General features: G+C 62.9%; 14 protein-coding genes and 1 tRNA gene. 7 read left to right on the top strand and 8 right to left on the bottom strand.

All coding sequences use genetic code 11. The features are described from left to right. Positions 1 to 76 precede the first annotated feature (76 nt). Genes HME9302_RS11345 through HME9302_RS13330 form a run of 6 tightly spaced genes read right to left on the bottom strand, consistent with a single transcriptional unit; the run spans position 77 to position 4011 of the window. Positions 77 to 1003: a bifunctional riboflavin kinase/FAD synthetase gene (locus HME9302_RS11345; RefSeq protein ID WP_115367103.1), complete on the bottom strand. Its 927-nt coding sequence runs from the start codon at positions 1001 to 1003 to the stop codon at positions 77 to 79. Continuing rightward, complete coding sequence (locus HME9302_RS11340) at positions 1003 to 1527, bottom strand: dihydrofolate reductase (RefSeq protein ID WP_115367102.1); 525 nt, start codon at positions 1525 to 1527, stop codon at positions 1003 to 1005. The genes HME9302_RS11345 and HME9302_RS11340 overlap by 1 nt, the downstream gene beginning before the upstream one ends. Continuing rightward, complete coding sequence (locus HME9302_RS11335; protein ID WP_115367101.1) at positions 1524 to 2612, bottom strand: 5-(carboxyamino)imidazole ribonucleotide synthase; 1089 nt, start codon at positions 2610 to 2612, stop codon at positions 1524 to 1526. The genes HME9302_RS11340 and HME9302_RS11335 overlap by 4 nt, the downstream gene beginning before the upstream one ends. 12 nt (positions 2613 to 2624) lie before the next feature. After that, positions 2625 to 3131 (bottom strand): 5-(carboxyamino)imidazole ribonucleotide mutase, encoded by a 507-nt coding sequence (purE, locus tag HME9302_RS11330; protein WP_115367100.1) that lies wholly within the window; start codon positions 3129 to 3131, stop codon positions 2625 to 2627. A gap of 1 nt (position 3132) precedes the next feature. Beyond that, entirely contained in the window at positions 3133 to 3819 is a 687-nt protein-coding gene (gene gpmA / locus HME9302_RS11325; RefSeq protein ID WP_115367711.1) for a 2,3-diphosphoglycerate-dependent phosphoglycerate mutase, read from the bottom strand. Between the two features lie 48 nt (positions 3820 to 3867). Next, positions 3868 to 4011, bottom strand: coding sequence for a hypothetical protein (locus tag HME9302_RS13330; protein ID WP_181815757.1), 144 nt, complete (start codon positions 4009 to 4011; stop codon positions 3868 to 3870). A gap of 111 nt (positions 4012 to 4122) precedes the next feature. On the opposite strand from HME9302_RS13330, the gene HME9302_RS11320 reads away from it, so the two are divergent. The 3 genes from HME9302_RS11320 to HME9302_RS11310 all read left to right on the top strand — a co-directional run bounded on the left by HME9302_RS11320 (position 4123) and on the right by HME9302_RS11310 (position 6587). Beyond that, positions 4123 to 4197: transfer RNA gene (locus tag HME9302_RS11320), tRNA-Thr, on the top strand. A gap of 216 nt (positions 4198 to 4413) precedes the next feature. Further along, the gene (locus HME9302_RS11315) at positions 4414 to 4992 is read left to right on the top strand and encodes a PH domain-containing protein (protein WP_230079983.1); all 579 of its coding nucleotides are present in this window, start codon (positions 4414 to 4416) and stop codon (positions 4990 to 4992) included. Beyond that, positions 4989 to 6587, top strand: coding sequence for a PH domain-containing protein (locus HME9302_RS11310; protein ID WP_230079982.1), 1599 nt, complete (start codon positions 4989 to 4991; stop codon positions 6585 to 6587). The genes HME9302_RS11315 and HME9302_RS11310 overlap by 4 nt, the downstream gene beginning before the upstream one ends. Positions 6588 to 6590: 3 nt before the next feature. On the opposite strand, the gene HME9302_RS11305 is transcribed toward HME9302_RS11310, so the two are convergent. Beyond that, on the bottom strand, positions 6591 to 6923 hold the full coding sequence (locus HME9302_RS11305) for a GNAT family N-acetyltransferase (RefSeq protein WP_230079981.1): 333 nt from the start codon (positions 6921 to 6923) through the stop codon (positions 6591 to 6593). 53 nt (positions 6924 to 6976) lie between these two features. On the opposite strand from HME9302_RS11305, the gene HME9302_RS11300 reads away from it, so the two are divergent. Further along, on the top strand, positions 6977 to 8017 hold the full coding sequence (locus HME9302_RS11300; RefSeq protein WP_115367099.1) for a threonine aldolase family protein: 1041 nt from the start codon (positions 6977 to 6979) through the stop codon (positions 8015 to 8017). Positions 8018 to 8079: 62 nt separating this feature from the next. Continuing rightward, positions 8080 to 8964 (top strand): DMT family transporter, encoded by an 885-nt coding sequence (locus HME9302_RS11295; RefSeq protein ID WP_115367707.1) that lies wholly within the window; start codon positions 8080 to 8082, stop codon positions 8962 to 8964. 46 nt (positions 8965 to 9010) lie between these two features. Here HME9302_RS11295 and HME9302_RS11290 read toward each other — a convergent pair whose 3' ends face one another. Next, positions 9011 to 9781 carry a Rossmann-fold NAD(P)-binding domain-containing protein gene (locus HME9302_RS11290; protein ID WP_115367098.1) on the bottom strand — a complete coding sequence of 257 codons (771 nt, stop codon included), beginning with the start codon at positions 9779 to 9781 and terminating at the stop codon, positions 9011 to 9013. A gap of 74 nt (positions 9782 to 9855) precedes the next feature. Between HME9302_RS11290 and pepN the strand changes: the two genes are divergently transcribed. Both pepN and pgeF read left to right on the top strand, forming a co-directional pair. Beyond that, entirely contained in the window at positions 9856 to 12498 is a 2643-nt protein-coding gene (gene pepN / locus HME9302_RS11285) for an aminopeptidase N (RefSeq protein WP_115367097.1), read from the top strand. After that, positions 12491 to 13261, top strand: a complete 771-nt coding sequence (gene pgeF, locus HME9302_RS11280; RefSeq protein WP_230079980.1) for a peptidoglycan editing factor PgeF — start codon at positions 12491 to 12493, stop codon at positions 13259 to 13261. The genes pepN and pgeF overlap by 8 nt, the downstream gene beginning before the upstream one ends. Positions 13262 to 13329 lie beyond the last annotated feature (68 nt).

Raw genomic sequence — 13329 nt, 5'->3', positions numbered from 1 at the left:
CCAATGCGGGTATTTCGTCGATGGTTTGCTTTACCAACCGGTTCGCGCGCCGCGCCGTTCCCGGCCAACGGATATGTTATGCCAGCAGGTGGCGCGCGCGTTCGCAGTCCTTGTCCATCTGCGAGATGAGTTCGTCCAGCGAATCGAACTTCGCCTCGCCGCGCAGGAAGTGGTGGAACGCCACCTCGATCTCCTGCCCGTAGAGATCGCCGTCGAAGTCAAAGAAATGCGGTTCGAGCAATTCCTTGGGCGGTTCGAACTGCGGGCGGATGCCGATATTGGCCGCGCCTTTCAGCACCTCGCCGGTGGCCAGCACGCGCCCGGTGACGGCATAGATGCCGTATTTCGGGCGGAGATAGGTTTCCAGTGCGATGTTGGCTGTGGGATAACCGATGGTGCGGCCCACCTTGTCGCCATGTTCCACGATACCGCGAATCGCGAATGGGCGGGTCAGCAGGGCGGCGGCGGTTTCAGGATCGCCATTGCGCAACGCCTCGCGGATGCGGCTGGAGGATACGACCGCGCCTTGGTCGCCAACTGGGGACACAGTGCGCGAATGCAGACCGGCGGAAGTGCCCGTTTTGCGCAGCATCGCGACATTACCGCGCGCGCCCTTGCTGAAAGTGAAATCGTCTCCCGTCACCACGCCATGCGCGCCAAAGCGGCTTACCAGCAGCTCGGTGATGAAGTCCTCGGCGCTGGTCCCGGCCAGTTCCGCGTCGAAATGGAACACTAGCATCGCGCTTGCTCCGGCGGCCAGATAAAGCTCCTGCCGTTGCTCCAGCGTGGTCAGGCGAAACGGCGGTACGTCGGGTTTGAAGAAGCGCACCGGATGCGGGTCGAAGGTGGCAACAATGGAAGGGCGACCTTCGCTGCGCGCCCAGTCGATCGCTTCGCCTGCTACCGCCTGGTGTCCGCGGTGGAACCCGTCGAAATTGCCGAGCGCGATTATCGCGCCGCGCAAGGGTTTGGGAACCTCGTCACGGTGATCGAGCCAGCGCATCAGGCGGCTGGTCCGGGGGCGGTCCGGCGATAGGTTACGAAGGAGAAAGCAGGCCTGTCTCCCTCTGCCGGATGATCCTCGCGCGCGGTGACTTCCCACGTCGCGCCGAGCGGCTTCATTACGGTATCGCCGTCGAAATCGGCGTGGATCTCGGTCACCTCGATGCGGTCCGCCAGTTTGCGAAAGGCGTCGTAAACCGCTGCCCCGCCGATGACGGCAACTTGCCCGCTGGTATTGTCCTGTGCTGCCATGGCGCGCGCCTCGGCGACGGAATGGGCAATGTCCACGCCGTCCGGATGGAAGCTGTCACGCCGCGTCAGCACGATATGGCGACGACCCGGCAACAGGCCGGGCAGGCTTTCGAAAGTCTTGCGGCCCATCACCATCGGACGGCCTAGCGTTAGCGCCCTGAAGCGCTTGAGGTCGGCGGGAATATGCCATGGCAGCGTTCCGTCGCGCCCGATCACGCCATTGGCAGCGCGGGCATAAACCATGAAGATCTCGGATGCGTCGGAATCGCTCATTCCGCTGGCGCTACCGGATCGTGCCCGATGCGCGTGACATGGCCCATCTTGCGGCCCTTGCGCGCCTTGGTCTTGCCGTAGAGATGCAGATGCGCGCCGGACTCGGCTAGCAGGTCAGTGGCGGTCCCAGCTGCCTTGCCGATGATGTTTTCCATCTCGATTTGCGGCGCGGTGGTGGTGGTGTCGCCGAGAGGCAGACCGCAGATGGCACGGATGTGATTGGCGAACTGGCTGGTGACCGCGCCTTCGATGGTCCAGTGGCCCGAATTGTGTACGCGCGGCGCGATCTCGTTGAACACCGGGCCGTCTGCCGTGGCGAAAAATTCCGCCGTCAACACGCCGGTATATTCCAACGCATCCGCCACCTGCCGCGCCAGCTCGCGCGCAGCCTCGACCTGATCGGCGACTGCCTTGCACGGGGGCAGGGTAGAGCGAGTAAGGATGCCGCCTTCGTGGGTATTTTCCGCGCTGTCCCAAAACCGGATTTCGCCGTTCTGTCCGCGCACCAGGATGACGGAGAACTCCGCCTCGAACGTGACCAGGCCTTCGTAAATGCACGGCGTGCCGGGTAGCGCGATGCCATCCGCGTCATGGCGCGATTCGATGCGCCACTGACCCTTGCCGTCATAACCGTCGCGCCGGGTCTTAAGGATGCCGGGCGCGCCGATGCGGTCGATCGCGGCATCGAGATCGGCGGTGGTCTCGACCGATGCGTAAGGCGCGGTGCGCCCGCCCAATTGTTCGACGAAGCGTTTTTCCGCCAGCCGGTCCTGCGCTGTTTCCAGCGCGCGCGGATGCGGGGCGAGCAAGCTTTCCAGCGGGGCAAGTGGTTCGACCGGCACGTTTTCGAATTCCCACGTCACCACATCGCACTGCGCGGCAAACGCCGCCATCGCCGCGCTATCGTTCCACTTGTTCTGAAACACGTCGTTGCTGACCTGCGCCGCTACGCTGTGCGCTTCCGGTGCGTAGGTGATCACACGGTAGCCCAGATAGGCCGCCTCGATCGCCAGCATCCGGCCCAGCTGCCCGCCGCCCAATATCCCGATGGTGGAGCCGGGTTTCAGTGTCGCGTTATCGCTCATTCGCAGGCCCGATCAGTCAGACGGATGGTCGGCCACGGCATCGCTGCGTGCGGCGCGCCATGCCTTGAGACGGTCTGCGAGGCCTGTATCGCCCAGCGCCAGGATGGCCGCTGCCATCAGCCCGGCATTGGTCGCGCCCGCTTCCCCGATGGCAAGTGTGCCGACCGGCACGCCGGCGGGCATCTGCACGATGGAAAGCAGGCTGTCCTGCCCGGAAAGCGCTTTTGACTGCACCGGCACGCCCAGCACCGGAAGCTGCGTCATCGCGGCGATCATGCCGGGCAGATGCGCCGCGCCGCCAGCACCGGCAATGATGACTTTTACCCCTTCCGCCTCGGCCGATTTCGCAAATTCCACCATCCGGTCGGGGGTGCGGTGGGCCGACACGATGCGCGCTTCGTGCGGGACGTCGAGATGCGCCAGCACATCGGCGCATTTCCGCATAGTCGGCCAGTCGGACTGGCTGCCCATGCAGATCACGACTTCGGGTTTCTGTGCGGAGGGCTGGTGCGCGGCCATCTCAAATATCCTTCAGATAGCGCATTTCGCCCGGCTGCATGCGATCATCGAATTCATAGATGATCGGCTGCCCGGTCGGGATTTCCAGGCCCGTTATATCTTCGTCGGAAATATCGGAGAGATGCTTGACCAGCGCGCGCAGGGAATTGCCGTGGGCGGAAATCACCACCGTCTCGCCGCTGGCCAGCACAGGCAGTATTTCCGCTTCCCAATAGGGCAGCACCCGCTCGATGGTCATTTTCAGGCTTTCGGCCGATGGCACATCGATACCTTCATACCGCACGTCGTTGGCCGGATCATACTGGCTGCCCGGCTCGATCGGCGGGGGCGGCGTGTCGAAGCTGCGGCGCCAGATATGCACCTGCTCGTCGCCGTGCCTGTCGCGGGTTTCCTGCTTGTCCAGCCCGGTCAGCCCGCCATAATGCCGCTCGTTCAGGTGCCAGTCGCGAGTCACCGGGATCCACACCCGGCCCGCTTCCAGCAAGGCTAGATGCGCGGTGCGGATGGCGCGGGTCTGCACAGATGTGAAGCAGATCGTGGGCAGAACGCCGCGTTCTTTTAGCAAAGCGCCCGCCGCTTTCGCCTCGGACACGCCCTTGTCGGTCAGATCGACATCCCACCAGCCGGTGAAACGGTTCTGGAGGTTCCATTCGCTCTGGCCGTGACGGACGAGGATGAGTGTGGGCAAGGCAAGCTCCGAAAAATTCGAACCGCGACGGTTCGGGAGCAATGCGGGTTAGCTTTCGGACGCCGGTTTGGGAAGCTTAGATTGCTGCGCATCCCTTTCCATCTGGCGCGCCTGGGTCTTGCGCCGCTTCAGGTTCTCCCGCAGTTTTGCCGCCAGCCGCTCGTCCCGCGATGAATCGTTGCCAATCGTCATCACATCAACATGGTCGGCAGCGACCGCCCGCACAAGCTTAACTTGACTTTGCAAGGCCTCGCGACAATAGCGCGCCCCCTGTAAGCCAGCGCGTATCCATGCGCCGGCCCGGCTGCTGTAGCTCAGAGGTAGAGCACTCCCTTGGTAAGGGAGAGGCCGAGGGTTCGATTCCCTCCAGCAGCACCATTTGTTTTTTTGTTTAGCCCCTCAAACGCCGGGCGCTCGCATCCGCTCGCTTGGCTTCCTCGCATAAGCTCGGGCGGCCGTTCGGCCTTGCGGTCCGCTGGTCGCGGACCGAACTTGCGTTACCCTCGCAATCTTGGATCCGGTTCCAGGTTACGGCAGTCATAGGCCCAAAGGGCCGCCCGCAGCGCGAAGCGCGAGGATAGCCTAAGGAAGCGAATGCGACCGCCGGCGCTTGAGGCGAAACAAAAAATTGCCTTTCCCGTACCGGCACGCGAAACAGCTTCCATGGATATCGAAACTACCGCGCCCGTGGCCACGCCGCCGTCCAACACCGGCGATGCGCCGTTGACTGAGCTCGATCCGCGATATCGCACCGTGCTGCGGATCGAATTGTCGATCCTTGCCGCGATTGTCGTGATCGGGGCGGGTGTGCTGGAATTCGTTGTGCCGGGTTGGACCGGGGTGTTTTTCATCCCGGTGCTGCTCCTCGCGGCCTTGGTGATCATCAGGATTCCGATGCGCCGATACCATGCGCGCGGTTATACGATGGGCGCGGACCGGCTGCGCGTGGTGCGCGGCATCTGGTTCCGGTCAGATACCGTGGTGCCGTTCGGACGGGTGCAGCATATCGACGTCGGCCAAGGGCCGCTGGAACGTGCTTTCGGACTGTCCAACCTCACCCTGCATACCGCTGGCAGCCACAACGCCTCGGTCAATCTGCCGGGCCTCGCGACCGACGATGCCAACGCCATGCGCGAGGAGATCCGCGCCCATATCAAGCGCGAAACGCTGTGACCGCGATCCCGCATCCGGAAGAGCCGGTGGCCGCATCCGAAACGCAAAGCACAGGCTCCGCCACCTCGGTGGGCGAGGGGCTGCGGACCCATCCTGCCAGCATTGCCATCGGTACGTTGAAAGGCCTGCCCAACGCATTGTTCGGGTTGGCGGCGGTTGCCTTTGCAGGCGATCTGGTCAGCCGGGAGTATCTGTATATCGGCGGGCTTGCCGTCGGTGTCGCGTTGCTGATGTTGTTTTTCGCATGGCTCAGCTGGCGCCGCCGCACATATATCGTCGGTGAAACCGACATCAGAGTCGAAGCGGGTATCGTCAGCCGTCAGGCCCGCTCTGTTCCGTATGAACGCATCCAGGATGTCAGCCTCGAACAGGGGCTGCTGCCGCGCCTGTTCGGGCTGGTGCAGGTGCGGTTCGAAACCGGCGCTGGCGGCAAGGACGAGTTGGCGCTGGCCTATCTGACGGAGGATGAGGGCGAACGGCTGCGCGAAACCGTGCGAGCGCGGCGCGATGGGCATGAGGCTGCCCCGGCTGCGGACGATAGCGAGTCGCCGCTGCAGGAGCCGCCGCCATTATTTGCCATGCCGCCCAAGCGCATTCTGACATTCGGATTGTTCGAGTTCTCGCTTGCCGTTTTTGCGGTGTTGTTTGGCCTGCTGCAGCAATATGGCGACGCGCTGCCATTCGATGTGTGGGAATCGTCATTCTGGAAGGAATTGATGGTTGGGCCGGGCGAACAGATTGCTTCGCTCGGGCCGATGGCCCAAGCCATCGGGATCGTCATGGCGCTGCTTTCCGTGGCCGTGCTGGGCGTGGCGACGGGGCTGGTGCGAACTACTTTGCGCGAATGGAACTTCCGCCTCGACCGAACGGAGAAGGGATTTCGCAGGCGGCGCGGATTGTTGACGAAAACTGACGTGGTCATGCCGGCGCACCGGGTTCAGGCGGTAACCGTGGGCACCGGGCTGATCCGCCGCCGGTTTGGCTGGCATAATCTGAAATTCGTCAGCCTCGCGCAGGATTCAGGCAGTGCGAATCACGTGGTCGCTCCGTTTGCCAAGGTGGAGGAAATTCGCCCAATCGCCGCAGCGGCCAATTTCGCGCTGCCGCAGGGCGATCTCGACTGGCATCGAGCAAGCAGTCGCTACCGCTTCGATAGCGCGGTTTTGAACGGGTTGTTCATGGGGGTGGTTGCGCTGGGTGTCGCGCTGTCCGATTACCCTTGGTTCGCCATAATCCCACTCGCAATCGGAGCGCTGCAGGTAATGCGGCAGGCGTTTCTGTGGCGGTTCGAACGTCACGCGCTAAGCGAAACGCAGCTATTCCGCCGCGAGGGCTGGCTTGCACCGAAACTTGCAGTCGCCAGCCGGGTGAAGCTGCAATCGGTCGAGATCGCGCAAGGGCCGATCACCAAATGGCGCGGCTATGCCACGCTGCATCTGGGGTTGGCGGGCGGTAAGCTATCTATCACCGGCATTTCGCTCGATCGTGCACAAAGCCTGCGCACCGCCATTCTGGAAAGCATCGCGCAGACGGATTTCAGCGAGCTGGTGGACGCGCCGCCCGCGTCAACGATCTCGGCGCGCCCGGCAGGCTGATGTTCAGCTCTCGATTTCGGCACGTAAATCCGCCCAATCGGGATTGCGGCGGAACTTCGCTTCGACGTAGGAACATTGCGGGCGAATCTTGAACCCTTCCGCCCGGGCATCGGCCACCAGCCGGTCGACCAGCTGCGCCGCGATACCGCGCCCGCCGATTTCGTCAGGCACCCGTGTGTGATCCGCGATCCGGACGTTGCCTCGCTTCTTGTAAGTCAGCCGTCCAACCGCATCATTGTCGGCGGGAGAAGCGCGATATTCCCCTTCCGAGGCTTCTTCGTGGTGGGTGATTTCGACGTCGGCGCCCATGTTTTCAGTGGTGTTTTCAACAGTCATGCAGATGTTCTCCTTCTTGCACCCAACGCAAGGCCGACTATGGCCGTTCCGTGATGCAGCCAGCCACCAATCCCGTTCCGCATCAGGGCCGCCAGTTCCTGTCCGATAATGCCGCGCCGGTTCATCCAAAGGTGTGGGACGCGATGCGCGCCGCCGATGCGCAGGACGCGCCGTATGACGGGGACGCGGTTTCCGCGAGGCTCGACGCGCATGTGACCGCGCTGTTCGGGCGCGAATGCGCGGTGTTGTGGGTGGCGACTGGAACGGCGGCGAACTGCCTGGCGCTGGCGACGATGTGTCCGCCCTACGGCGGCGTCGTCTGCCACCGCGAGGCGCATATCGAGGCGGACGAGGGCGGTGCGCCGGGCTTTTACCTGCATGGCGCGAAGCTGTTGCTGGCCGATGGTCCTTCGGCAAAACTGACGCCGGATACCGTACGCGTAGTGATCGACCCGATCCGCGACGATGTGCACCAGGTGCAGCCGCACGCTATCTCGGTCACGCAGGTCAGCGAATACGGCTGTGCCTACAAGCCGGACGAGATTGCGGCTCTGCGCCGGCTTGCGCATGAGCGGGATCTGGGTTTCCATGTCGACGGCGCGCGCTTCGGCAATGCGGTTGCCTATCTCGGATGCTCGCCGGCAGAAGCAATCGGCGGGGCGGACGCGCTGAGTTTCGGGTTTGTAAAAAACGGCGGCATGAATGCGGAAGCCATCGTGTTTTTCGACACGGCCCGCAATCCTGATGCTGCGCGCGAGGCGCGGTATCGGCGCAAGCGTGCGGGGCATCTGCAATCCAAGGGGCGGTTTCTGGCGGCGCAGATCGAGGCCATGCTGACAGACGATCTCTGGCTGGAAAACGCCCGCGCGGCAAACCACGCGGCAGCCAGTCTGGCGGGCGCGGAAGATCGCCTGATGCATCCGATCGAGGCCAACGAGGTGTTCCTGCGCTGCACCGCTGCCGAACGTGAACTTTTGCGCGCGCAGGGCTTCGGGTTTTACGACTGGGGCGCCGATGCAGCACGCTTCGTCATGAGCTGGGACGCATCACCGGATGCCGCCACCGCGCTTGGCGAAGCCGTTTCCCGATTGTGAGCGAGCCACCGCCGGGCCAGCCGCCCCAAATCTCCGGGCAGCATAACGTTTCGGAACACAGCCTGCTGCATTGGCGGATTGCGGTGCCGTTCGTCCTGACAGGAGTGATCTGGGGCAGCACTTGGTGGGTTATCACCGACCAGATCGACGGTGTGCCGCCAAGCTGGTCGGTCGCCTGGCGCTTCCTGTTGGCGACGCCCGCGATGTTCCTTGTGGCAAAGCTGATGGGCAAGCCGCTTGGCCTGGGCACGAAAGGCCAGCTGCTGGCGCTGGCTATCGGGATCGCGCAATTCTGCGGCAATTTCAATTTCGTTTATCGCAGCGAACTGCATCTGACTTCGGGTATCGTGGCGGTGCTGTTTACGATGCTGATCGTGGCCAATGCGACCTTCGGCTGGCTGTTGCTGGGTCAGCGCATCACGCGCAATTTCGTGATCGGTACGGTGATTGCTTTGGGCGGTATCGCGCTGCTGCTGCTTCACGAGGCGCAATTGTCGCCGCTGGGCGGGAATATCGGGCTGGGCGTTGCGCTGGCGGTCGGCGGTATCCTGTCAGCCTCCATTGCCAATGTCGTGCAGGCAAACGAAACCGGGCGCGGGCTGCCGATGGTCAGCCTGCTGGCCTGGGCGATGCTGTATGGCACCATCGCCGATGTGGGCTTAGCATGGTTCACCGCCGGTCCGCCGGAACTGCCGGTGCGCGCAAGTTTCTGGTTGGGCATCGGTTGGCTGGCGCTAGCGGGTAGCGTGGTAACGTTTCCGCTTCACTACACGCTGGTGCGCCAGATCGGGGCGGGGCGCGCGGCATATAACGGGATCGTAGTGGTGATCGTGGCAATGATCCTGTCGACCCTGTTCGAAGATTACCGCTGGACGCCGCTCACGGGATTGGGTGCAGTACTGGCGCTGATCGGGCTGGTGGTCGCCCTGCGCGCACGGCGCTCCTGACCAAACCCGCGCGCGGCGCGCCTGACCAGACCCGCGCGCGGTACGTCTAAAGCAGCGAGCGAAGACCCGTTTTGTAATCGGCGAATTCCGGCTGCCATCCCAACACCCGCTTCGCTCTACCATTGGCGACCCGGCGGTTTTCCGCATAGAATCCGCGCGCCATTGCGGACAGGCCCGCCTCGTCCATGGTCTGCAAGGGCGGCTGGTCCACGCCCAGCAACCGGCAAGCTTCCTCGATCACGGCGTTCTGGCTGCATGGCAGATCATCGCTGAGATTATACGCTCCCGCCTGCGCATTCATCGCTGCCAGCACACCCGACACGATGTCGTCCACATGTACCCGGCTGAAGACTTGTCCTGGCAAATCGATCCGATGCGCGCGGCCCGCTCTCACACGGTCCAGCGCGCTCCGGCCCGGCCCATAAATGCCGGGTAGGCGCAGCGCCCGCGCGCCCATATCCAGCCAGCGCGCATCGCACCTTGCCCGTGCACTTCGCCGACCGCCGCCGGTCGGGCTGGCCTCGTCCACCCAGGCGCCGTCCGCATCGCCATAAACGCCGGTTGAGGACAGATAGACCAGCCGCTTGCCCGTCAAAGCCTCGCCATAAGCATCGAGCACCGGATCGCTGCCGTCTGCGGGAGGCACGCTCGACAATACGTGATCTGCGCCCGACAACGCCTCGCTCACCGCATCCCCGTCGGCAAAATCGGTGTCACCGTCCCTGCCCGTGGCGCGCACTGCGAAACCATCTGCTTCCAGCGCCGATTTCACGCGTTTTGCGGTATAACCTAAACCGAAAATGAACATTGTCGCCATCGGTGCGTTGTAGCGGTTCAGGGCCTAGGCAAAAGGGCTCATCCTCTATTGTATAAAGAAAGCCAGCCCGCCTTATGGATATTGTCAGCACGCCAGCTACCGCCGAAGACAATCTGCAAATGGCGGACGCTCCGCCGGAGCCCAAGGCGCCCGCGATCATCCAACGCAAGGATTACAAGCCATTTCCATGGCTGATTCCGCAGACACATTTGTCGTTTGAACTGGGCCTCGAGAAAACGCGTGTTACCGCAACGCTTACGGTAGAGCGCAATCCAGAGGCAGAGGCCTCGCCGACTATCCGGTTGAATGGTGACGGGCTGAAACTGGGCGAGTTCAAATGCGATGGCGCCAAGTGCAGCGGCCACACTATGGATGGCGACGATCTGGTGGTGACGCTGGAAGGCGACAGCCACACGCTTACCATCGTGACCGAAATCGACCCATCGCAAAACACCCAGTTAATGGGCCTGTTCGCCAGCGGCGGGATGTTGTGCACACAGTGCGAGGCGGAGGGTTTCCGCCGCATCACCTTCTTTCCTGACCGGCCCGACGTGCTTAGCACCTATACCGTGCGGATGAGCGCGCCGAATGCAGAATTCCCGGTGCTGCTGTCGAACGGCAACAACACCGATAGCGGGGAGGGCGAAGGCGGCACGCATTGGGCGGAATGGCACGATCCGTGGCCCAAGCCATCCTATCTCTTCGCGCTGGTGGCCGGCGATCTGGTGGCCAACTCGGACAGCTTCACCACCATGTCGGGACGTGAGGTTACGCTCAACATCTATGTCCGCGACGGCGATCTGCCGCGCACGGAACATGCGATGGAATCGCTGAAGAAATCGATGGTCTGGGACGAGGAGACCTTCGGCCGGGAATACGATCTCGACCTGTTCAACATCGTCGCCGTAAGCGATTTCAACATGGGCGCGATGGAGAATAAGGGCCTCAACATTTTCAACACGAAATATGTGCTGGCCGACCCCGAAACCGCGACCGATGGTAATTTCGACGCCGTGGAAGGTGTGATCGCGCACGAGTATTTCCACAATTGGTCAGGCAACCGCATCACCTGCCGCGACTGGTTCCAGCTGTCCCTGAAAGAGGGCTTCACAGTGCTGCGCGATCAACTGTTCAGTCAGGATATGCAGGGTGAGGCCGTCAAGCGGATCGAAGATGTTCGCGTGTTGCGCAGCGTGCAGTTTCCGGAGGATTCCGGCCCGCTCGCGCACCCCATTCGTCCCGATTCCTACCGCGAGATCAGCAACTTCTATACGTCCACGATCTACAACAAGGGCGCCGAAGTCATCCGCATGATGCGCACGATGGCGGGGCCCGACGCGTTCCGCAAAGGCACCGATCTGTATTTCGGCCGCCATGACGGCGAGGCAGCGACCTGCGAGGATTTCGTCAGATCGATGGAGGATGGTGCAGGGCTGGAGCTCGAACAGTTCCGCCGCTGGTATTCGCAGGCCGGGACGCCTGTCGTCGAAGCCGTTCTTGTCCATGACGGCGATACTGCCGCGTTGACACTAAAGCAGACCGTGCCGCCAACGCCCGGCCAGGTTGAAAAGCAACCTATGCCGATCCCCTTGCGGATTGCGCTGTTCGACCGGGCTACGGCCACGCATCGCGGCGAGGAACTGGTCATGCTGACGGATGCCGAACAGACCTTCACCTATGAAGGTTTCGCCGAAAAGCCCGTATTGTCGATCAATCGCGGCTTCTCCGCGCCGGTCACGGTTCGCCGCGATATTCCGCAGGACGAACTGGTGTTCCTCGCTGCGAATGACGATGATCCCTTCGCTCGTTACGAAGCGATGCAGGATCTTGTCACCGACTATCTCACGCAGGTCGCCGCCGGTTCGCAGGATGACGCGATGCGCGCCGCCATCGGCGAGGCTTTTGCAGCCATTATGCAGGATGGCGACCTCGAAGACGCCATGCGCGGCGAACTGATGATCCTGCCGGGCGAAACCTATCTGGCCGAACAAGTCGACGCTGCCGATCCCGGCCGCATTCACGAGGCGCGGCAGGGTTTGAAGGCGTGGCTTGGCGAAACCTTTGGCGATCAGCTTCGGGCTTTACATGACCGGGCCAATAATGTCCCTTACGGCCAGTCCGCGGAAGCGCGCGGAGCCCGCAAGGTGAAGACGCTGGCGCTGACCTTCCTTGCCGCCGCCGACGCGGACGGGACCGCGAAACGGGCGGCAGGCCAATATGACGCGGCGGACAACATGACCGACCGGCAGGGTGCGCTGATGGTGCTGGCGGGGCTTAATTCGCCTGAACGCACAGCGCGTCTGATGGATTTCTACAACCGCTATCGCGGTGACGAACTGACCATCGACAAATGGTTCGCAACGCAGGCCGCCTCGCTCCATCCCAATGTCATCGAGCATGTAAAGGCGCTGGCAGAACATCCCGATTTCACCATGCGCAACCCCAACCGCGTACGTTCGCTATATATGGCGTTCGCCGCCAATCCGCAGGGTTTCCATGCGCCCGATGGCTCGGGCTACAAGCTGATCGCCGACGTTATTCTGGCGCTCGACCCGATCAACCCGCAAACTGCCGCGCGGTTCGTGCCCTATCTCGGCCGGTTCCGGCGGATCGAGGCTGGCCGGGCCAAGCTGATGCGGGCCGAGCTGGAGCGGATCGCCGCCTCTCCCACCCTGTCTCGCGACACCCATGAACAGGTCAGCCGCAGCCTTGGCTGAGGAAGCCGCGGTGCTCCTGCAGGCTGCCGCGCTGGACAGTATACCGCACGGGTTCGGAACGGCGATGGGGGGCGTCTCAACCGGGAAGGTAGCGGGCTTACAATGCGGTTTCGGCGCGGAGGACCATGACAGCAATGTGGCGGAAAACCGCCGCCGCGTAATTGCCGCTACCCTGCCGAGCGCCTCGCTTGCCACACCCTATCAGGTGCACTCGGCGGAAGCGGTGATTGTCGAAGCCCCCTGGAGCCATGAAAATCGTCCGCGCGCCGACGCCGTCGTCACAGCGGTGCCGCAATTGCTGCTTGGTATCGTGACGGCGGATTGCGCGCCTGTATTGCTCGCCGACGCCCAAGCAGGTGTCGTCGCCGCCGCCCATGCCGGTTGGCGCGGAGCAACGGGCGGCATCCTGGAAGCGACCGTTGCCGCAATGGAACAGGCAGGCGCCCGTCCGTCGCGCATCGTTGCCGCTATCGGCCCGTGCATCGCGCAAGCCAGTTACGAAGTTGACGAGGCGTTTCGCGCCAATTTTAGCGCGGCCGATGACCGTTTCTTTGCTGAAGGACACGGCGGGCATTGGCAGTTCGACCTGCCCGCCTTTTGCGCCGCCCGCCTGCATGCCGCAGGTGTCACTCAGGTGAGCGATTGCGCGGAAGATACCTATAGCCAGCCGGACCGGTTCTATTCCTATCGCCGGGCCACACATCTCGGCGAAGCTACTTATGGCCGCCAGATATCCGTCATCGGGTTGCACCAAAGCGCATGATGGTTGCCAAAATGGCGGTTGGCAAAAGCGGGCCGCTTGGCTATCGCGCGACAAAATGGTTTGAGCAA

The organism is Alteripontixanthobacter maritimus, assembly GCF_003340475.1.
Lineage (GTDB): Bacteria > Pseudomonadota > Alphaproteobacteria > Sphingomonadales > Sphingomonadaceae > Alteripontixanthobacter > Alteripontixanthobacter maritimus.
This window is presented reverse-complemented; position numbering and strand designations above follow the sequence as displayed.

What these genes read in the sequence shown, in the direction of transcription:
- HME9302_RS11345 (WP_115367103.1), bottom strand. Translation starts at nt 1,003, where the DNA reads ATGCGCTGGCTCGATCACCGTGACGAGGTTCCCAAACCCTTGCGCGGC.
- HME9302_RS11340 (WP_115367102.1), bottom strand. Translation starts at nt 1,527, where the DNA reads ATGAGCGATTCCGACGCATCCGAGATCTTCATGGTTTATGCCCGCGCT.
- HME9302_RS11335 (WP_115367101.1), bottom strand. Translation starts at nt 2,612, where the DNA reads ATGAGCGATAACGCGACACTGAAACCCGGCTCCACCATCGGGATATTG.
- purE (WP_115367100.1), bottom strand. Translation starts at nt 3,131, where the DNA reads ATGGCCGCGCACCAGCCCTCCGCACAGAAACCCGAAGTCGTGATCTGC.
- HME9302_RS13330 (WP_181815757.1), bottom strand. Translation starts at nt 4,011, where the DNA reads ATGACGATTGGCAACGATTCATCGCGGGACGAGCGGCTGGCGGCAAAA.
- HME9302_RS11315 (WP_230079983.1), top strand. Translation starts at nt 4,414, where the DNA reads ATGCGACCGCCGGCGCTTGAGGCGAAACAAAAAATTGCCTTTCCCGTA.
- HME9302_RS11305 (WP_230079981.1), bottom strand. Translation starts at nt 6,923, where the DNA reads ATGACTGTTGAAAACACCACTGAAAACATGGGCGCCGACGTCGAAATC.
- HME9302_RS11300 (WP_115367099.1), top strand. Translation starts at nt 6,977, where the DNA reads ATGCAGCCAGCCACCAATCCCGTTCCGCATCAGGGCCGCCAGTTCCTG.
- HME9302_RS11290 (WP_115367098.1), bottom strand. Translation starts at nt 9,781, where the DNA reads ATGGCGACAATGTTCATTTTCGGTTTAGGTTATACCGCAAAACGCGTG.
- pepN (WP_115367097.1), top strand. Translation starts at nt 9,856, where the DNA reads ATGGATATTGTCAGCACGCCAGCTACCGCCGAAGACAATCTGCAAATG.